The sequence below is a fragment of the Mycobacterium gallinarum genome, from assembly GCF_010726765.1.
Classification (GTDB): domain Bacteria; phylum Actinomycetota; class Actinomycetes; order Mycobacteriales; family Mycobacteriaceae; genus Mycobacterium; species Mycobacterium gallinarum.
The window spans coordinates 935,551-955,349 of sequence record NZ_AP022601.1 but is presented as its reverse complement, the minus strand read 5'-3'; the positions used below and the strand labels follow the sequence as shown (position 1 = coordinate 955,349).

The window sequence follows — 19,799 nt, the reverse complement described above, 5'->3', positions numbered from 1 at the left end:
CCCACTGAGGTATGTCCGCCGACCGGCCCAACCGTCACCTCTCAGTGAATGGAGGCAACCACCATGGTTGTTGTTGGAGCCGATGTACACAAGCGCACCCATACCTTCGTCGCGGTCGATGAGGCGGGTCGCAAGCTCGCCGAGAAGACCGTCAAAGCGATCACCGCCGGGCATGCCGAGGCGGTGATGTGGGCCCGTGAACAGTTCGGGGCCGAGGTCGTCTGGGCGATCGAGGACTGCCGCCATCTGTCGGCGCGCCTAGAACGAGACCTGTTGGGTTTGGGGCAGAAGGTGGTGCGGGTGCCGCCGAAGTTGATGGCCCAGACTCGGGCCTCAGCGCGCACCCGCGGCAAGTCTGATCCGATCGACGCACTGGCGGTGGCGCGGGGGTTTCTGCGTGAACCAGACCTTCCGGTCGCTTCTCATGACGAGGTGTCGCGGGAGGTGAAGCTGTTGGTGGATCGCCGCGAAGTCCTTGTGGCACAACGCACGGCGACCATCAATCGACTGTTGTGGCGGATCCATGAACTCGATCCCGAGCGTGCACCCAAACCGCGCTCGTTAGATCTGGCCAAGCACCGAAGGCTCCTGAGCGACTGGCTGAACTTCCAAACCGGGATCGTGGCCGAGCTGGCCCGCGACGAGTTGGCCGACATCACCCGACTCACCCAGATGATCAACGCGCTGGCCAAACGAATCGGCGAACGTGTCCGCGTGGTGGCCCCGGTCTTGCTGGACATGCCCGGCTGCGGGGAACTGACCGCGGCCAAACTGGTCGGTGAGACCGCCGGGGTGGCGCGATTCAAGAGCGAGGCGGCCTTCGCCCGTCATGCCGGAGTAGCGCCGGTTCCAGTGTGGTCGGGTAACACCCGCGGACGGGTCCGGCTGACCCGCTCGGGCAACCGTCAACTCAACGCGGCACTGCACCGAATCGCGGTCACCCAGATCCGCCTCGATGGACTCGGACAGACCTATTACCGGCACCGCCTCGCCGAGGGTGACTCCACGCCCGAAGCCCTGCGCTGCCTCAAACGCCGCCTGGCCCGCGTCGTTTTCAACCATCTCCACACCGACCACAACAACCGGCAAAAGCCTTGCCAACCGGCAGCGGCTTGACATAGGAGAAACATATGACGACACCGGCCCCCAAACTGCAGCTGACCGACGACGAGTGGCGCAAGAAGCTCAACCCCGAGGAGTTTCACGTCCTACGCGAGGCCGGCACCGAGCGACCCTTCGTCGGCGAATACACCGACACCAAGACCGAAGGCGTCTACGCGTGCCGGGCGTGCGGCGCGGAACTGTTCCGCAGCAGCGAAAAGTTCGAATCCCACTGCGGCTGGCCGTCGTTCTTCGACCCGGCCGATTCCGACGCGGTGATCCTGCGCTCGGACGACAGCCTGGGCATGCACCGCGTCGAGGTGATCTGCGCCAACTGCCACAGCCACCTCGGCCACGTCTTCGAAGGTGAGGGTTACCCGACGCCGACCGACCAGCGCTACTGCATCAACTCGATCTCCCTGCGGCTGGTGCCCGCCGAATAGCGCGCTACGCGGGGTAGACGCCGAACTCGGCCGCGTCGGCGGTGTCGGCCACACATTGGAACAGCAGCGGCGCCGTCATCGCGTTCCCGGAATAGCAGGTGAACGGCCCAATCGTCTGAAACTTGTCACCGCTGAGGTCATATTGAGCGGCAAAGTCCGCCGCGGTGACGCAGTCGATGTCACCGGCGGTGATGACGATGCTCTGGCCGCCACTGGGCGCGCAGTGTTCCCCGCCCGGCGGTTGAGCGACCGCGCTAGGTGCCACCACGAGCGCGGCGATCGGCAATGTCGCGGCAACCAGGGCTTTGATGCTCATACACCCATGATGACGGGCGTTCGGCTATGTCGACGGGTATTCGGGAATCCAGCGCACCTCGTCGATACGTGCCGCCAGTTCCTCGTCGCTGCGCTTCGGTGCCACGCCGTCCGCGACGGCCTGTCGCCCGACCGCGAGCGCAATGCGCACTGCGATGTCGGGAACTTCCGACCACGCGGGCAACAGCGGCCGGCTGGGATCCACAAGGGCGGGCGAGGCGTCACCGAGGCTCGCGGCCGCCGCCCTCATCATCTCGTCGGTCACCCTCGTCGCCTGCGCCGCCGTCACCGCCAATCCCATCGCGGGGAAGATGTATGCGTTGTTGCACTGCGCCACCGGGCGCTCGACGCCATCACGAACCAACGGCGCGAACGGCGAACCGGTCGCGATCAACGCCCGACCGCCCGTCCACTCGTCCAACTCGGCCGGGTGTGCCTCAGCCCGGCTGGTCGGATTGGACAGGGGGAAGATGATCGGCCGCTCGGTCTTGGCGGCGAGCTCGCGCACGATCTCTTCGGTGAACGCACCGGCGGCGGTCGAAAGGCCCAGCAGCACACCGACATCGACGTGGTGCACGACGTCGGCCAGCTGGGCCGGCCCCGAGAGACCCCAGCCCCCCACGATGTCCGCCGGTTTCGCGAACGCCCGCTGCCCCTCGGAAAGATCGGTTCGATCGTCGGTGAGCAGACCCACGACGTCGACCACCCAGATCCGCGATGTCGCTTCCTGCTCGGACAGGCCCTGCGCGACCATCTCCCGCTTGACCATGTTGAGCACACCGATACCCGCCGAACCCGCCCCCAGCATCACGATCTGCTGCTGAGACAAGGGTTTGCCCGCGACGTTCGCCGCGCCGTGCAACGCACCAAGGGCGACCGCGGCGGTGCCCTGTATGTCGTCGTTGAAGGTGAGCAGCTGGTCGCGGTAGCGCTCCAGGATCGGCTGCGCGTGCGCGGTCGCGAAGTCTTCCCACTGGAGCAACACATCCGGAAGTTCGTCGCGTACGGCGGCCACGAACTCGTCGATGAAGGCGTAGTACTCGTCGTCGTCGATGCGGCGGTGGCGCCAGCCGAGGTACTGGGGGTCTTCCAGCAGTTCGACGTTGTCGGTTCCGACGTCGAGCACGATCGGCAAGGTGCGCGCCGGGGCGATGCCCCCGATGAGGATGTAGAGCGACAGCTTGCCGATCGGGATACCCATGCCGCCGATGCCCTGATCGCCCAGTCCGAGAATTCGCTGACCGTCCGTCACGACGATCACGTCGGGGTCGCGATGCGGCCGATTGCGCAAGACCTCGCGCAAGTGTTCGCGATCGGGATAGCTCACGAAGAGTCCACGCGGGCGGCGGTAGATCTCACTGAACCGCTGGCACGCCTCGCCGACAGTCGGCGTGTAGACGATCGGCATCGTCTCGGCGATGTGGTCGTGGAGCAACCGGTAGAACAATGTCTCGTTGCGGTCTTGCAACGCGCGCAGATAGATGTGCTGATCGAGTCCCGGCCGACGCGTGGAGAACTCGCGCCAACTGTGCTCAACCTGTTGATCGAGGGTCTTCTCCGCGGTAGGCAACAAGCCCAGCAGTCCGTACTTGCGTCTCTCGGCGTGGGTGAAGGCCGTGCCCTTGGTGGTCAACGGGTCAAACAGCTTGGCCTGTCCGGTTATTGCCTCAGACAACGGGGTCCTTCCGCCGGAGCCGGTTACGGGAGTCTGGTGACCAACTCTTCCACGCTCACCCGCGGGCCGGTGAAGAACGGGGTCTCTTCGCGAGTGTGCCGGCGGGCGTCGGTCGCGCGCAATTCACGCATCAGGTCGACGATGCGATACAGCTCGGGCGCCTCGAACGCCAGGATCCATTCGTAGTCCCCCAGCGCGAAAGCGGGCACCGTGTTCGCGCGGACGTCCTTGTACTCCCGCGCGGCCATGCCGTGTTCGGCCAGCATCTTGCGACGCTCGTCGTCGGGCAGTAGGTACCACTCCAGCGACCGCACGAACGGATAGACACACACGTACGCGCCGGGATCCTCGCCGGCCAGGAATGCCGGAATGTGGCTCTTGTTGAATTCGGCGGGCCGATGCAACGCGACGCTGCTCCACACGGGATCGCTCGCTCGACCCAACGTGGTCGTGCGGCGAAAATCCGAGTAGGTGGCCTGCAACGCCTCGACGGTCTCGGCGTGAGTCCAGAACATGAAATCGGCGTCGGCCCGCATGCCCGCGATGTCATAGATTCCACGCACCACGACACCCTTGTCTTCCTGCTGTTTGAGGAAGGTCGCCGTCTCGTCGACGATGCCCGCGCGCTCGTCGCCCAATTCGCCCGGCTCCACAGAGAACACCGAGAACATCAGGTAGCGGACAGTCGAGTTGAGCGCGTCGTAGTCGAGCTTGGCCATGAGACCTATCGTGCCACGCCCGGGCTCAGGCTTTATTCGTCGCTCTTGCGACGGTGACCAGCGACGCAGCCGCCTTGGTTGCCGCGCCCACACACGCAGGCACGCCGATGCCGTCCAGATAAGCGCCCGCGACGGCCAAGGTCGGCGGGAGGCCGGCCCGCAGCTCGGCGATCAGTGCGCCGTGCCCGGGCCCGTACTGCGGCATCGCGTCGATCCACCGCTGGACGTGACAGTCCTCGGGATCCGTAGTCACCCCGAACACCGTGGCCAGATCCTGCCCCGCCCACGCCAGCAGCTCTTCGTCACCCGCGCTTCGGGCCAGATCGTCGCCGAACCTGCCGTACGACAAACGCACCAGCTCGACGTTGCCGCGCCGGCCCCACTTCTGCGTCGACAGGGTTATCGCCTTGGCGCGCAACCGTTCTCCCCCGGCCACCAACACCCCGGACTGTTGCGGCACCGGCGTGCCACCAGGCAGTGCCAACGCCACCAGCGCACTCGACGCCACCCCGATACGTCGTGCCGCCGCGGCGGTGCGCGGAGCGACGCCCTCGGCAAGGCGGGCGAGCCGCGGTGCGGGTACGGCCAACACCGCCGCGTCGGCGTGGTGGCGCACGCCCTCGTCGTCGACGATTTCCCAGCCGCGCGGCGATCGGTCGACCCGCTCGATGGTGACCTGAAGCCAGTGGACACCCGCGCGCCGGACGAGCTCGTCGACCAGCACCGCGTAGCCGCCCTCGATCGCCCCGAACACCGAGCCCGTCGCCACCGACGGACCCGACGCCGCCAGCGCGTCACGCACCGCGTCCGTCAGACTGCGCGCTCCGCGGTCCAGCGCCGCCGTCAGCGCCGGCAGGGCCGAACGGACGCCGATGGTGGCCGACGACCCCGCGTACACACCTGCCAGCAGGGGATCTACCGAGCGGGCCACCACCTGGTCCCCGAAGCGGTCCCCGACCAACTCGGCGACCGAGGGGTCGGCGCCGGGACGCCAGCGCAGCGGCCGTGCTCGTTCGTCGCGAATTTGGGCCAGCGTCGCGTCGTCCACGAGCCCGGCCAGCGCGCCCGGATGCGCCGGAATGCCCTGCAGCGTGCCGGTCGGCAAGGGATGCAGACGTCCCTGGCTGTAGATCAGCGGCCGCGCCCCCGTGGTGCCGATCTGTCTTGCGCTCAGACCCAGCTCGGCCAGCAGTGCCGGCACCTCGGGACGGCGGGCGACGAACGCCTCCGCGCCGACGTCCATCAGCTGGCCGCCGATCCGCTCGGTACGTAGCACGCCGCCGAGTCGGTCGGCCGGGTCGAACAGCGTTATCGACGCGTCAGGGCCCGCCGCCACTCGCAGCCGGTAAGCGGCGACAAGACCTGAGATACCGCCGCCGACAACGCAATACGACATGCTCACAGCGAATGCACCAACGAGACCAGTTCTGTGATCACACCGGGGTCGGTGGGCGGCAGCACGCCGTGGCCGAGATTGAAGATGTGGCCGGTGGCTCCGGCGTCGATCGCGCGACGGGCGTCCTCGACGACGGCTCGCGCCGCCCGTTCGACGACGGGCCAGCCCGCCAGCAGCACGACCGGATCAAGGTTTCCCTGCAGCGCCGTATTGGGCGGAACGCGTGTCGCGGCGTCGGCCAGCGAGGTACGCCAGTCGACGCCGACGACGGTGGCTCCGGCCTCTCCCATCGCGCCGAGCAGTTCGGCGGTGCCCACCCCGAAGTGGGTCATCGGCACACCGGCGTCCGCGAGGGTCGAGAACACCCGTGAGCTGTGCGGCAGCACGTAGGTGCGGTAGTCGGCCAGCGAGAGCGTCCCGGCCCACGAATCGAACAGCTGGATGGCATCCACACCGGCGCTGACCTGCGTCTGCAGGAAGGCGATGGTCACGTCGGTCAGCGCCGTCATCAGCGCGTGCCAGGTATCGGATTCGCCGAGCATCATCGCCTTGGTGTGCTCGTGGTTACGGCTCGGGCCACCCTCGACGAGATAGGACGCCAGCGTGAACGGCGCTCCCGCGAAGCCGATGAGCGGGACGTCACCGAGCTCGGCGGTCAGCTGCGTGATGGCGTCGGCCACGGGTGCAACCTGCTCCGGTTCAAGCGGTTTGATCGCGTTGACGTCGCCGATGGAGCGCACCGGGTGCTCGATCACCGGTCCGACGTCGGGCACGATGTCGAGCTCGATGCCCGCGGCCCGCAGCGGCACGACGATGTCGGAGAACAGGATCGCCGCGTCCACGCCGTGCCTGCGAATCGGCTGCAGGGTGATCTCGGTGATCAGGTCTGCGTCGAAGCAGGCCTGCATCATCGTGTTCTTCGCCCGCAGCGCCCGGTACTCGGGCAGCGAACGTCCGGCCTGCCGCATGAACCACACCGGCACGCGGCTCGGCTTGCGGCCTGAAGCGGCGGCGAGATAGGGCGAGTCGGGCAGGTCGCGGCGGGTAGTCATCGTGTCCAATGCTGCCATGTGCGCCCCGCAACACCCCAATTCGCGCTCCGGCGACCCCCACTTCGCTCTGTGGACAGGTAGGGCCCTGGGTGGGCGCAGCAAACAACGCCTGACCACGGGAGATCCCCTCACCGGGCGAAATCGGCGCGCCTGCGCACACACCTGGCCAAATGGGGCTAGCTTCGAACGGTGACCACCGCCGCCGAACCGGCTCAATTTCGCGAAGCGGTGGCGGCGATGAATGCCACCACCGTCCGCGCGGAGATCGAGCTCGGCCCGATTCGCCCGCCTCAGCGGCTGGCGCCGTACAGCTATGCGCTGGGCGCGGAGGTCCGCCATCCCGAGACGGCCATCGTTCCGGAGCGCTCCGAGGGCGACGCGTTCGGACGGTTGATCCTGCTGCACGACCCTGAGGGCGCCGAAGCGTGGGATGGCACGATGCGTCTCGTGGCGTATATCCAGGCGGACCTGGACTCCAGTGAAGCCGTCGACCCGCTGCTGCCCGAAGTGGCGTGGAGCTGGCTCGTCGACGCCCTGGAATCGCGGGCCGAACACGTCACCGCACTGGGCGGCACCGTCACCGCGACGACGTCGGTGCGCTACGGCGACATCTCCGGTCCCCCGCGCGCCCACCAGCTGGAACTGCGGGCGTCGTGGACGGCGACCACCCTGGAGTTGGGACCACATGTCGAAGCGTTCTGCGAGGTGCTCGAGCACGCCGCCGGCCTGCCGCCGTCAGGTGTCACCGACTTGAGCTCCCGCACGCGCGCCTGACGCATGGCCGACCCCCAAGAGGCCGGCCCCGAGACGGGCTCGGAGGATGAGCCGGAAGCCACACCGCTGCTGGCGCCGCGCGACGGCGTCCCCGCCCTGTCCGTCAGCGCACGCGATATCGAAAAAGCCGCTGAGCTCTTGGCATCCGGCGAAGGGCCTTTCGCTGTCGACGCCGAACGCGCCTCAGGCTTTCGCTACTCGAATCGCGCCTACCTGATCCAGATTCGTCGGGCCGGTGCGGGCACGGTGCTGATCGACCCCGTCAACCACGGCGGTGATCCCGTCGCCACGCTGGCTCCGGTCGCGAAGGTGCTGGCCACCGATGAGTGGGTGCTGCACGCGGCTGATCAGGACCTGCCCTGTCTTGCCGAGATCGGTATGCGGCCGACGAAGCTCTACGACACCGAACTCGGAGGCCGCCTCGCCGGCTACGACAAGGTGAACCTCGCCACGATGGTGCAGAAGCTCCTCGGCCTGCAGTTGACGAAGGGCCACGGCGCTGCGGACTGGTCGCAGCGGCCGCTGCCGGACGAATGGTTGAACTACGCGGCGCTCGACGTCGAAGTGCTGCTCGACCTGCGCCACGCGATCGCCGCTGTTCTCCAGGAGCAGCACAAATCCGACTGGGCCGCAGAGGAGTTCGAATATCTGCGGACGATCGAGGCCATGCCGACGCGCCGGGACCGCTGGCGGCGCACGTCGGGCATCCACAAGATCCGTGACGCACGCGCGCTGGCGGCGGTCCGCGAGCTGTGGACGACGCGCGATCACATCGCGCAGCGCCGTGACATTGCGCCGGGACGCATCCTGCCCGACGCGGCGATCGTCAATGCCGCCACCGCCGACCCGGATACGGTCGAAAAGCTCACCGCACTTCCGGTTTTCGGGGGCTCACGGCAACGACGAATGGCTCATGTTTGGCTGGAGGCGCTCGCGCGTGCACGAACCACCGACGACCCACCGACGTCGCAGGAACCGTCCACCGGTCCCCCACCTGCATCACGATGGGCGCGCCGCAAGCCCGAAGCCGCAGTCCGGTTGGAGGCGGCACGGTCTGGCATCACCGAACTGTCCCAGCGCATTTCGGTGCCCACCGAAAACGTCATCACCCCGGAGATCGTGCGGCGGTTGTGCTGGGATTGGCAGCCGTTGCCGTCACGGGAGGCGACCGAGGCGGCGATCGACGGTTTCCTGCGCGAGGCTGGGGCACGGCGGTGGCAGCGCGAGCTCGTCGACCCCGTGCTCGCGGACGCGCTGTACCCCGACCCCGCCACATCTGACGGCGAGGCGACTAGCTGACGCGGTCGACGTGGGCCAGGAAGTGCTTCAGCACCGCGTCGGGGGCTTCGATCTGCGGCCAGTGACCTATGTCGTCGGCGAGCATCACCACGTCGGCGTCGGGGATGACCTCGGCATACCGGCGAGCCATGTGGGCACCGGAATTAGGGTCGATGGGCCCGTCGATGAGCCGCATCGGCACCGCGGTCTCACGCATGGCGCGCACCCAACGATTGCGGTGGGTGTACCGGTCGGCCAGGAATCGTCCGACCTTGTGCATCACCCGCTTGCCGTCGTTGTATTCGAGAATCTCGTGGAATCGGTTCATCAACTCGCGTGAGGGCTTGGTGTTGGGGCCGAACATCTCGTTGATCGTCGGCTCCACGATGCGTCGCGACAGCGGGCTGCCCTGCAACGGACTCATCAGATCGCCGAGCGGTGTCCCGGACATCAGCTTCTGCATGGTGCGCGGTGTGTAGGTCTCGTTGAACATTCCGCCGTTGAGCCAGGTGATCGACTGGTAGCGCAGCGATCCATACGCATGCTGACCGAACTCGCTGCGGGCCAACAACTCCTGGCCGACAGAGTCGCCGAGGTCGTGCGCGAGCATGTGGCAGACCTCGACGTTCAAATGGTCGAGCAATGCCTCATGCATGTCTGCGTGATCATGCACCGAGTAGCCGTAGGCGACGGGTTTGGCCGAGAAGCCCATACCGATCATGTCGGGTGCGATGACGGTGAACCGCTCGACCAATGCGGGCCAGATCAGCGACCAATCCGATGAGTTGAACGGGTAGCCGTGAATCGCCAGCAGGACGGGTGCCTGGCCGATCGGCGGCCCGTCGACCCGGTAGAAGATATCGAAGCCCAGATAGTCGAAGTGCCGGCCGGCAGCCTTCCAGCGTTCGAGTTCAGCATCCATGACCAGACTCTGTCACGAGCCGGTCGTGACTTCAGGACGCGGCCCGCGAGGTGCCCTAATGTCGACTTGGTGAGCTTGCTCCTCGGACCGACGCTGCGGCACGTCGCTGATACGACCGCACTGGTGTGGGTGCAGACCGAAAGCGCGGGCACCGTCGACATTCTGGGCTGTTCGGCGCGGACGTTCGAGGTGCAGGGCCATCACTTCGCACTCGTCACGGTCACCGGGCTGACGCCGGACAGCGTGACCGAGTACCAGGTGACGTTCAACGGGGAGACGGTATGGCCGCTCACCGACCCGGCCTTCGCGAAATTTCCACCCAGCGTCATCCGGACCCGGGGCCCCGACACGGCGCACCGGTTGCGCGCGATCTTCGGGTCGTGCCGCTACCCGAAGACTGAGGTCAAGAAGGTCGAGAAAAAACTCAAGCACGACGCGCTGGACTCCTACGCAAAACGGATGCGCGATCTGCCCATCGACAAGTGGCCCGATGCGCTGATCCTGCTCGGCGACCAGCTCTACGCCGACGAGCTTCCGCCCGACGAGGTGCGCCGGGTGGCAGGCCGCAGGCGCAACCGGCACGGCAACCGGCCGCCCGATGAGGTCGTCACCTTCGCCGAGTACGAGCGGCTGTACCGGCATTCGTGGGGCGACCCGGAGATCCGGTGGCTGATGTCGACCGTGCCGACGGCGATGATCTTCGACGACCACGACATCCGCGACGACTGGAACACCTCGAAGGCATGGCGCGCGCAGATGGCAGGCCTGGAATGGTGGCACGACCGAATCCGCGCGGGTCTGGCGTCTTATTGGGTGTACCAGCACCTCGGCAATTTGAGCCCGCACGAGCTGGCGGACAACGACGACTACCAGCAGTTGCTGGCCATCAAGGGCGATACCTGGCCGCACCTGGCCGAAGTGGCCGACAAAGCCGACCGCGAGGTCGATAGCAACAAGGGCGTCCGGTTCAGCTATCGGTGGGACCTCGGGCGCACCCGGCTGATCATGATCGACTCCCGCAACGGCCGAATTCTGGATTCCGGCGAGCGCATGATGATCGGCGAGAAGGAGTTCCGCTGGGTCGAGTCGAAAGCCGAGGAGAATCCAGAGACACTCGACCACCTGTTGCTCGCGTCGTCGGTGCCGTGGTTGATGCCCCCGGCGATCGGCGATCTTGAGACGCTCAACGAGCAGGCGACCGAACGTGACGGCTGGCGCGGAAGGCTCGGCGAAAAGCTCAGGCAGGCAGGCGATTTCGAGCATTGGCCAGCGTTCTACAAGTCACTGGTGCGCCTCGGCGAGATGATCGCGCGGATCGCCAATCATCCCGATGGGCCGTCCACGATCAGCATCCTGTCCGGCGACGTGCATCACAGCTATGCCGCCCGCGCCGAGGTCGACGGCGTATCACCCGACGGGTCCACCGTGCATCAGCTGGTGTGTTCGCCCGTGCATAACTACGTACCGCTGTTCGTCAAGCCTGCCTTCCTCCTTGGCTGGACGAAGCCCGCGGCCGCCCTGACCCGCTGGTGGGTGCGGCGTTCCGGCGTGCCATCGCCGCCAGTGGCCTGGACTAACGTCTGCGGCCCGCTGTTCGGGAATACCATCGCAACCGTCGAGGTCGACGGCCGGAGCGCCCAGGTCTTTTTCGAGCAGCCAAGCGAGACCGACGCGTTGCAGGAAGTGGGCCGGGTACCGCTCAATCGAGCTGGCGGCTGACTTCGGCCTCGGAGACCGCGGACCCCTGAGCCGCCACCCAGCCGGTGATCTGGCGGGCGATGTTGCGGTCCGTCAGTCCGACGTCGGCGAGCACCTCACCGCGCGATGCGTGTGCGAAGAACTCCTGAGGCAACCCGGCGTCGCGGCAGGGCACGTCGATCTCTGCCCGGCGCAGCGCCGCCGACACCGCCGAACCGATACCCCCCTGCACGCCGTTGTCCTCGATGGTGACCACCAGCTTGTGCGCGGCCGCCAGCTCACCAAGGGCAGCGGGCACCGGAAGGACCCACCGCGGGTCCACGACAGTGACCCCGATGCCCTGGTTGCGCAGCCGCTCGGCGACCGTCAACGCCATCGCCGCAAATGGGCCGACGGCCACGATCAGCACGTCGTCGGACAGGCCGTCGGCCGGGACCGCGAGCACGTCGATGCCGCCACGGCGCTCGACGGCCGTAATGTCTTCGCCGACATCACCTTTCGGGAACCGAATGGCGGTCGGCCCGTCCTTGATGTTGAGTGCTTCGCCGAGTTCCTCACGCAGACGCGCGCCGTCGCGCGGGGCGGCCACCCGCATGCCCGGGACGATGCCCAGCATGGACAGGTCCCAGATGCCGTTGTGGCTGGCGCCGTCCGGACCGGTGACGCCGGAGCGATCCAGAACCATCGTGACGGGCAGCTTGTGCAGCGCGACATCCATCATGACCTGGTCGAACGCCCGGTTGAGGAACGTCGAGTAGATCGCCACGACCGGGTGCATGCCGCCCATCGCCAGACCGGCGGCCGACGTCATCGCATGCTGTTCGGCGATGCCGACGTCGAAGAATCGGTCGGGGAACCGTTTCCGGAAATCGGTCAGACCGGTCGGGCCGGGCATCGCGGCGGTGATGGCCACGATGTCGCGCCGCCGGGCGGCATAGCCGATGAGTGCTTCAGAGAACGCCGACGTCCACCCGGGACCGGGCACGGATGTCGCCAGCCCTGTCTCGGGGTCGATGACACCGCAGGAGTGCATCTGGTCGGCTTCGTCGTTCTCGGCCGGGGCGTATCCCATGCCCTTGCGGGTGACCACGTGCACGATCACCGGCGCGTTGAAGCCGCGCGCATGCCGCAGCGCGGACTCGACCGCGTGCTCGTCGTGGCCGTCGATCGGGCCGACGTACTTGAGGCCGAGATCGGTGAACATCACCTGCGGCGAGAGCGCGTCCTTGATGCCGGCCTTGATGCTGTGCATGCACTGGTAGCAGATCTCGCCGATGATCGGCACCTTCTGGACGGCCTTGCGGCCCTCCTCGAGCACGCGCTCGTACCCGGGCTGCAGGCGAAGTCCGGCCATGTGCTCGGCGAAGCCGCCGATCGTGGGCGCGTAGCTGCGGCCGTTGTCGTTGACGATGATCACGACAGGGCGCCGGGACGCGGCGATGTTGTTCAGCGCCTCCCAGCACATGCCGCCGGTGAGTGCGCCGTCGCCGACGACGGCGACCACGTGACGGTTGCGATGCCCCGACAGCTCGAAGGCCTTGGCCAGGCCGTCGGCATACGACAATGCGGCGCTGGCGTGGCTGGATTCGACCCAGTCATGCTCGCTCTCGCTGCGCGATGGGTAGCCCGACAGGCCGCCCTTCTTGCGCAGTGAGTCGAAATCACGGATGCGGCCCGTCAACATCTTGTGCACGTAGGACTGGTGTCCGGTGTCGAAGATGATCGGATCGTGCGGCGAGTCGAACACCCGATGCAGCGCAAGCGTAAGCTCGACGACGCCGAGGTTCGGGCCGAGGTGTCCGCCGGTTGCAGCGACCTTGTGAATCAGGAATTCGCGGATTTCCTGCGCCAGTTCACTCATCTGTGACTGGGTCAAGTGCTGCAGATCAGCGGGGCCGCGGATCTGTTCAAGCATCCCGTCAGTCTACGCACCAGGTTCGGTGCGGTCCTGCCGAGACTCGTAGACATCGGGCACACCGTCAAGATCGGCGTCGGCGGTTTCGATCTCGTGGATGCGCCGATATTGCCTGTTCCGCAGCCGCAACAGCACCGCTGCCACCACGGCGGCGCACACCGACCCGGTCAGCACGCCCATCTTGACGACTTCGTCACGATGCGATCCCAAGCCGTACGCGAGGTCACCTATCAGCAGCGAAACCGTGAACCCGATGCCCGCCAGCATCGAGATGCCGAGCACGTCGATCCACCGCAGCGCAGAGTCGAGGGTGGCGCGGGTCACTGCGGCCAGCACCCTGGTCGTCAGGAAGATGCCGACGGGCTTGCCCACGACGAGTCCGAGCACGATGCCCAAGGCGATCGGGTCGCTCAACGCAGTGATCAGTCCGTTGAATCCACCGACTGACACCCCGGCGGCGAAGAACGCGAAAACGGGCACTGCGACACCTGCCGACAACGGGCGCAGTTTGTGCTCGAAATGCTCGGCCAATCCCGGGCCCGCGTCAGGACCACCGGCCGCAGCTGAGCGCACCACCGGCACCGTGAAGCCGAGCAGCACGCCGGCCACTGTGGCATGCACACCGGACTCGTGCATCAGCACCCAGGTGGCCGCAGCGAGCGGCACCAGCAGCCACCATGAATCGACCCGCCGCTGCACACACAGCGCGAAAAGCGCCAGCGGTACAGCTGACAGGCCCAGCGCCCAGATCTTGATGTCTTCGGTGTAGAAAACGGCGATCACCGTGACTGCCAAGAGATCGTCGACCACCGCGAGTGTCAACAAGAAGGTACGAAGCGCAGACGGCAGGTGTGTCGAGATGACGGCGAGTACAGCAACTGCGAACGCGATGTCGGTCGCGGTCGGGATCGCCCAACCCCGTGTCGCGCCATCGCCGACATGGGCGGTCACCGCGATGAAGATCAGCGCCGGCGCCACCATTCCCCCGACGGCGGCGGCGATCGGCAGGGCGGCACGGCTCGGGTCGCGCAGATCACCCGCGACGAACTCGCGCTTGAGTTCCAGTCCGACGATGAAGAAGAAGATCGCGAGCAGCCCGTCGGCGGCCCACTCGCCCAGCGTCAGGTTCAAATGGAGACCCAGTGGTTCACCGCCGATCTCCAGATCTCGAAGCCCGAAGTAACTCGCCGACCACGGCGAATTGGCCCATATCAACGCGATGGCCGAGGCCACCAGCAGGATCGCCCCGCCGACGGTTTCCTTGCGAAGAATGGACGTGACGCGGCTGGTTTCCGCCCACGAGCCCCGTGAGAACAGCGCTCCGCGTGGGAAGCGACGAAGTGGATCGGTGCTCAAGTATTCGCCTAATCGGTAGTCGCCGGTCGCTGAAGGAATCGCCGACCAGACTTCCCGGCACACCTGAAACCACCCTATGCCATTCGCCCGAAAGCGTCGTCGCCAGACAACCTGGTGCGTGAGCCTGCGCGCGAGTAGATTCCTCACCAGGAGTGCCGGGAAGTCTGGTCGGCTGCCAGCTGACCGACCGTGAAAGGGCCTCCGATGTATCCCACGTCATCCGCGCCTGCGCGCGCCGAGTGCGACGACGCCATTCGAACCGAGGGACTGACCAAACGATTCGGGTCACTCGTTGCTGTCGACGACCTGAGACTGACCGTCGCACGAGGGGAAGTGTTCGGCTTCCTCGGCCCGAACGGCGCGGGCAAGTCCACCACAATCCGCATGCTGCTCGGACTGATCCGGCCCACCGCCGGCACCGCCATGATCTTCGACTACCGCGCCGACGACGTCCGCCGCGCCCACCGCCACCTCGCGTACGTCCCTGCCGATGTCGCCTTGTGGCCGACGATGACCGGCGCGGAGATCCTCGAGGTGACCGGCAACGTGGGCCCCGGGGTCGACCTCGAGTACCGAGCTGAACTGGTGGCACGCTTCGCCTTGGACTTGGACCTGCGGGCCAAGAACTATTCCAGCGGGAACCGGCAGAAGGTCGCGATCGTGTCCGCCTTCGCCACCCAGGCTCCTTTGTTGGTGCTCGACGAACCGACCAGCGGCCTCGATCCCTTGATGGAGCGTGAGTTTCGGCGCTGTGTCCTCGAGGCGCGTGAACGTGGCCAAACGGTGTTCCTGAGTTCGCACCAACTGGCCGAAGTCGAAGCGCTCTGCGACAGGGTCGCCATCTTGCGAGCCGGCCGGCTCGTCGAGATCGACACGATCGGCGAGTTGCGTCGGCTGCGCCGAACCCGCATCGAAGTGACCTACCGCGACGCCGAGCCGAGCCTCATGGACGTGCCCGGCATCACCGATCTTGAGCGACTCGGAGAAAAACACCTGCGCTTCAACGTGTCTGGCTCACCAACGCCGGCGTTGCGAGCCCTCGCCGCGGTCGACGTCACGACGGTCGCGATGCACGAGCCCACGCTGGAAGAGATTTTCCTCGACTACTACGGCGAGGCGTCGTGATGGCCGCAACCCTCGCCGCGCGCCACGCGCTCGCCCGGCGGGTGCCGGCCGGGCGAGCCGTCACCCGGCTCGCGGCCCGACAAGTGCGACGTGGCACGCTGCTCGTCGCCGCAGTGTGCGCAGGGATGTCGACGTTGGTCGCCGCCCAGTACCAGTCCACCTTCCGCGGTGAGTTGAGTCAAAGCGCACTGCGAGCGCTGGCCGAAAACCCAGCCATACGAGTTCTTTTCGGCGCGCCGGTGGCGCTGGACGATCCGGGCGGGTTCACGGTGTGGCGGACAGGTACACCGGTGCTCGTGCTCGCCGGTGTGTGGATCATGCTGACGGCCGTCCGAATCACCCGCGGCGAGGAAGACGCCGGGCGCTGGGATCTTCTGCTTTCCGGACCGATCCGGACCGTAGAGGTCGTGCGTCGCTACCTGATAGCGCTGACCGGTTCGGCCACGGTCATCAGTGCAGGGGTCGGCCTCGGGTTGATGGCCGCCGGTACCGACGCTTTCGGCGCCATTTTGTACGCGGCGTGCGTTCTCGGTGTGACGCTGACATTTGCTTCCGTCGGGTTGGTGGCCGCTCAGGTGATGCCGAACCGGCAGTCCGCAGTCGGACTCTCAGTGGGGTTCCTCGGTGCCGCATTGTTGGTTCGGATGCTCTCCGACGGAGTCGCGGCATTCGCATGGTCCGCCTGGCTCAGCCCATTCGGTCTCGTCGCACGCGTGGCGCCCTACGCCGAGAACCGGATTGCCCCCTTGCTGGTGTTGGCGTGCTATCCCGTCGCGTTCGCGGTTGGCGCCACCCACGCAGCGAGCCGCCGCGACGTTGGTACCGGACTGTTGACTCTCTCGACACGACGCCCGCCGCGCACCAGCCTGTTGGGTTCGATCAACGGTTTCGCCGCGCGGCGCGCCCTGCGTCCCACGGTCGGGTGGGCTGCGGGAATCGGCGCCTACTTCCTGATCATCGGCGCGGTGATCGCTTCCATACTGGACTTCTTCGAGCAAAACCCTCGCTTCGCGGAATTGGCCGCCGCTGCGGGTTTCGCGGGTCTGAACTCGGCGGAGGGTTTCGCTGCGGCTTTGTTCAGCCTGATGACCATCGCGACCGGGTTGTACTGCGTAACGCGGCTCGCAGCATTCGTAGGTGACGAGCGGGCGCGCCGGTGGACCGTGTTGTTCGCCTCGCCGTTGTCTCGCGAGCGCCTGCTGGGCACGGAGATAGCGGTTACCGCAGTGGGATTGGTCTCGTTGCACCTCGTCGCAGCAGCCGCCATGTGGAGCGGCGCGGCGCTGACCGGCGCCCCACTGCGTATCGGCGATGCACTCGCGGGAGCTCTCAACACCGCCCCGGTTGGGTGGCTGGCGCTCGGCGCGGCAGCCCTGGCCGTCGGCTGGCTCCCGTCGACGGTGGGTGCTATCGGCGCGCTACCTGTGGTCGGGGGGTTTCTGCTCAACGTCATCGCCGACAGCATGCAGGCCCCCGCGTGGGTGCTGGACATCTCTCCATACGTGCATATCGCGGCGGTGCCGTCGGTCTCACCCGACATTCCGGCGACAATTGCGTTCCTGGTTGTGGGTGGAGCGCTTACCGGATTGGGGATCGCGGGCTACCGCCTCCGCGATTTGACCTCCTGAGTTGGCATTCACATCTCGTCGTCATGTGTTCTTGGCGACGAATCGCCGGAACAGTAACCAGGCAACCGCGAGGTTGTAGACCGTACCGGCGACCAGGTATGGCCACCACGTGCCGTGCTCGCTGGCGACCCAGAACGTCTTCGCCGCCCAATACGGCGGCAGCACACCGAAAGCCAGATTCCAGGCCGAGTCGATGAACCACGGAAGGCACGGCAACCCGGCGATCAACATGCCAAGGCCGCGCAGCATGGCGATGCCTTGAATCTTGTTGGCCGCGACGGCAACGATCAGCAACAGGGTGACGACCGCCGACAATCCGGCCAGCAGCCCGATCGGAACAAGGGTGGGAACGAGACCTGGTTCGAGTATTCCGCTGAACGACAACGTCGCGACCACATATACGGTCGTCAACGCCATGACGGTGCCCGCACGGTAGGCGAAGAATGTCGACAACCGCACCGGGGTCACCCGCAGCACGGTCATCGTGCCTGCGTCGACCTCGTCGAGCACAAGGAAGGCGCCGAGTCCGCCCGTGATGATGATGCTCGTCAGCAGCAGGAAGCCGGTGAGAACGAGTGAATAGTAGGGAACCAGATCGAAGTCGTATCGTGCCGCTAACATGTCGGTGAACAACGGGACCAGGATGACGACTCCGACAGTCCAGATGACGGGCGCCAGAACGATCATGACCAACAGCGGATCACGGTAGGTTCCACGAATGTCGTTGCGGCCGAACGCCGCAAGCGCCTTCACCGACGTTGTCATCGAAGTCATCACATACCTCCCGATCTTGCCACGACGTAGTGGCCGAACAGCGCCCTGGCTACCAAGAACAGCACCACCAAACCTGCGAGTGGATACAGCACGGCATAGGCCACCTGCCACGGGGCCAGTGTCACTTGATCGAACGCCTCGCCCAGCAGCAGCAGCGGCCCCAACGTAGGGATCAGGTAAAGCACCGGACTCACCCACACCCCGGAGAAATACAGCACCGGGAGGCCCGTCATCACTGCCAGAGGGCCGGTCGCCGACATGAACCAATCGCTGACCGAAGAGAACGGGAGCGACGTGATGAATCCGACGAGCAGCATCAACAAGGTGCCGAGCACCAGACCGGTCAGCAGAGGGAGTGGCCGATAGGCGAATCCGTGGGCGGCCGACACTACGATGAGCGCTACGAGAACTGAAACACCCAACAGCACAGCGAGTTTCACGCACAGGTACTCCCAGAACCGCAACGGTGTCGAGATGACGGCACCGAGGGTGCGCTCCTGCTTCTCGAAAAACACCGAACCTCCGATGAAGAAGAACCCGATGATCGCGATGTCGCCCAACAAAATGTATGGCTCAGCGATCGGACGCAGGGCGTGCGACATGGGCAGCAAGACTGCCAGCCAGATGAGCCCGGAGAAGACCGCCGCATGCAGAAACTTCTGCCTGACTTGAAGCGTAACCTCGAGCCGCAACGCACTCGTGAGCCGTTTCATGCCAGTTGCCTTCCGGTGGTCTCGACGAAGACGTCGTCCAGGGTGGCCTCGCGGCTGTGAATGGTTTCGACGTGGTGATCTCGCAGCACAGCGTGAAACGCGGGGTCGTCGGCCAGGCCGTCCATGGCGAACTCGGCGGCCTCCAGACTGCCGTTCTCCCCGCGGAACTGGACTCGGACCCGTCGTTGACTGCGGGCGATCTTCAGTTCGGCCGGCGTGTCCATGGCGACAATTCGGCCATCGACCACGAAGGCGACTCTGTCGCAAAGCTCGTCGGCGGTGGCCATGTCATGCGTCGTGAGGAAGACAGTGCGGCCCCGCGCCTTTAGACCAAGAATCATGTCCTTGACTTTGCGCACGTTCACCGGATCAAGACCGGAAGTGGGCTCGTCGAGGAAAAGTAGGTCCGGGTCGTTGATCAGCGATCTGACGAACGTCAGACGCATCTGCATTCCCTTGGAGTACTTGCCAACTCGGGTGTCAGCGTCGTCGGCGAGACCCACTGCGCCGAGAAGTTCCATCGGATCCAGCGTGTCGCCGTCGTAGAGCGAGGCGAAGAATCTCAGGTTCTCCAGGCCGGTGAGCTTCTGATAGTGATTCGGCAACTCGAACGAGACCCCGATGCGCTGGTAATAGTCCGGACCCCATGTCAGCGGGTCCTGACCCCACACCGCTGCCTCGTCGCCGTGCCCGCGAAGCAACCCGATGAGTAGCTTTTGCGTGGTCGACTTGCCGGCACCACTGGGACCGAGAAATCCGAAGATCTCGCCTCGTCCCACCGAGAAGTCCATGCCGCGCACTGCCGGCTGTGTCGATTTCGGATAGGCGAAGGTCAAACCGCGGACGCGGATCACCTCAGCAGTGGTGGACGGCGGCGTGGCCGCCGGGGCGACACTCTCCATGGACGGTCTCCTC

Annotated in this window: 18 protein-coding genes; 7 read left to right on the top strand and 11 right to left on the bottom strand. The window is 66.2% G+C overall.

Features of this window, described 5'->3' with window-relative positions:
- Positions 1 to 48 precede the first annotated feature (48 nt).
- Positions 49 to 1,116, top strand: a complete 1,068-nt coding sequence (locus tag G6N42_RS04730) for an IS110 family RNA-guided transposase (protein ID WP_197905521.1) — start codon at positions 49 to 51, stop codon at positions 1,114 to 1,116.
- A 14-nt stretch (positions 1,117 to 1,130) separates the two neighbouring features.
- The gene (gene msrB, locus G6N42_RS04725) at positions 1,131 to 1,544 is read left to right on the top strand and encodes a peptide-methionine (R)-S-oxide reductase MsrB (protein WP_163726755.1); all 414 of its coding nucleotides are present in this window, start codon (positions 1,131 to 1,133) and stop codon (positions 1,542 to 1,544) included.
- 4 nt (positions 1,545 to 1,548) lie between these two features.
- Here the strand turns inward: msrB and G6N42_RS04720 are convergent, their stop codons facing one another.
- The 5 genes from G6N42_RS04720 to hemE are packed head-to-tail and all read right to left on the bottom strand — an operon-like array spanning position 1,549 to position 6,701.
- Entirely contained in the window at positions 1,549 to 1,860 is a 312-nt protein-coding gene (locus tag G6N42_RS04720) for a hypothetical protein (RefSeq protein ID WP_174262013.1), read from the bottom strand.
- A 24-nt stretch (positions 1,861 to 1,884) separates the two neighbouring features.
- Positions 1,885 to 3,534 (bottom strand): NAD-dependent malic enzyme, encoded by a 1,650-nt coding sequence (locus tag G6N42_RS04715; protein WP_163726751.1) that lies wholly within the window; start codon positions 3,532 to 3,534, stop codon positions 1,885 to 1,887.
- 23 nt (positions 3,535 to 3,557) lie between these two features.
- Positions 3,558 to 4,253, bottom strand: a complete 696-nt coding sequence (hemQ, locus tag G6N42_RS04710; RefSeq protein ID WP_163685864.1) for a hydrogen peroxide-dependent heme synthase — start codon at positions 4,251 to 4,253, stop codon at positions 3,558 to 3,560.
- A gap of 25 nt (positions 4,254 to 4,278) precedes the next feature.
- Positions 4,279 to 5,655, bottom strand: a complete 1,377-nt coding sequence (locus G6N42_RS04705; RefSeq protein ID WP_163726748.1) for a protoporphyrinogen oxidase — start codon at positions 5,653 to 5,655, stop codon at positions 4,279 to 4,281.
- Positions 5,652 to 6,701, bottom strand: a complete 1,050-nt coding sequence (gene hemE / locus G6N42_RS04700) for a uroporphyrinogen decarboxylase (RefSeq protein ID WP_163726744.1) — start codon at positions 6,699 to 6,701, stop codon at positions 5,652 to 5,654. Before hemE ends, G6N42_RS04705 begins: the two co-directional genes overlap by 4 nt.
- A 189-nt stretch (positions 6,702 to 6,890) precedes the next feature.
- Between hemE and G6N42_RS04695 the strand changes: the two genes are divergently transcribed.
- Positions 6,891 to 7,475 (top strand): DUF3000 domain-containing protein, encoded by a 585-nt coding sequence (locus G6N42_RS04695; protein ID WP_163726742.1) that lies wholly within the window; start codon positions 6,891 to 6,893, stop codon positions 7,473 to 7,475.
- A 3-nt stretch (positions 7,476 to 7,478) separates the two neighbouring features.
- Positions 7,479 to 8,774, top strand: a complete 1,296-nt coding sequence (locus tag G6N42_RS04690) for an HRDC domain-containing protein (protein ID WP_163726738.1) — start codon at positions 7,479 to 7,481, stop codon at positions 8,772 to 8,774.
- On the opposite strand, the gene G6N42_RS04685 is transcribed toward G6N42_RS04690, so the two are convergent.
- Entirely contained in the window at positions 8,767 to 9,675 is a 909-nt protein-coding gene (locus tag G6N42_RS04685; RefSeq protein WP_163726735.1) for an alpha/beta fold hydrolase, read from the bottom strand. The genes G6N42_RS04690 and G6N42_RS04685 overlap by 8 nt on opposite strands.
- 69 nt (positions 9,676 to 9,744) lie before the next feature.
- Here G6N42_RS04685 and G6N42_RS04680 point away from each other — a divergent pair, with 69 nt between their 5' ends.
- Complete coding sequence (locus G6N42_RS04680; RefSeq protein WP_163726732.1) at positions 9,745 to 11,394, top strand: alkaline phosphatase D family protein; 1,650 nt, start codon at positions 9,745 to 9,747, stop codon at positions 11,392 to 11,394.
- Here the strand turns inward: G6N42_RS04680 and dxs are convergent.
- Both dxs and nhaA read right to left on the bottom strand, forming a co-directional pair.
- The gene (gene dxs, locus G6N42_RS04675; protein ID WP_163726729.1) at positions 11,375 to 13,288 is read right to left on the bottom strand and encodes a 1-deoxy-D-xylulose-5-phosphate synthase; all 1,914 of its coding nucleotides are present in this window, start codon (positions 13,286 to 13,288) and stop codon (positions 11,375 to 11,377) included. The two genes, G6N42_RS04680 and dxs, sit on opposite strands and share 20 nt — an antisense overlap.
- Positions 13,289 to 13,297: 9 nt before the next feature.
- Entirely contained in the window at positions 13,298 to 14,644 is a 1,347-nt protein-coding gene (nhaA, locus tag G6N42_RS04670; RefSeq protein ID WP_163726725.1) for a Na+/H+ antiporter NhaA, read from the bottom strand.
- Positions 14,645 to 14,848: 204 nt separating this feature from the next.
- Here nhaA and G6N42_RS04665 point away from each other — a divergent pair, with 204 nt between their 5' ends.
- Both G6N42_RS04665 and G6N42_RS04660 read left to right on the top strand, forming a co-directional pair.
- Positions 14,849 to 15,769, top strand: a complete 921-nt coding sequence (locus G6N42_RS04665; RefSeq protein WP_163726722.1) for an ABC transporter ATP-binding protein — start codon at positions 14,849 to 14,851, stop codon at positions 15,767 to 15,769.
- Complete coding sequence (locus G6N42_RS04660) at positions 15,769 to 17,397, top strand: ABC transporter permease (RefSeq protein WP_163726720.1); 1,629 nt, start codon at positions 15,769 to 15,771, stop codon at positions 17,395 to 17,397. The genes G6N42_RS04665 and G6N42_RS04660 overlap by 1 nt, the downstream gene beginning before the upstream one ends.
- Before the next feature lie 21 nt (positions 17,398 to 17,418).
- Here the strand turns inward: G6N42_RS04660 and G6N42_RS04655 are convergent, their stop codons facing one another.
- From G6N42_RS04655 to G6N42_RS04645, 3 genes are read right to left on the bottom strand one after another with little or no spacing between them, the layout of a single operon-like run.
- Positions 17,419 to 18,171 carry an Rv2686c family ABC transporter permease subunit gene (locus tag G6N42_RS04655; protein WP_163726717.1) on the bottom strand — a complete coding sequence of 251 codons (753 nt, stop codon included), beginning with the start codon at positions 18,169 to 18,171 and terminating at the stop codon, positions 17,419 to 17,421.
- A complete protein-coding gene (locus G6N42_RS04650; protein WP_163726713.1) occupies positions 18,171 to 18,884 on the bottom strand; it encodes a fluoroquinolone export ABC transporter permease subunit in 714 nt (237 codons plus the stop codon). The genes G6N42_RS04655 and G6N42_RS04650 overlap by 1 nt, the downstream gene beginning before the upstream one ends.
- Positions 18,881 to 19,786 (bottom strand): ABC transporter ATP-binding protein, encoded by a 906-nt coding sequence (locus G6N42_RS04645; RefSeq protein ID WP_163726711.1) that lies wholly within the window; start codon positions 19,784 to 19,786, stop codon positions 18,881 to 18,883. Before G6N42_RS04645 ends, G6N42_RS04650 begins: the two co-directional genes overlap by 4 nt.
- Between the last annotated feature and the right edge of the window lie 13 nt (positions 19,787 to 19,799).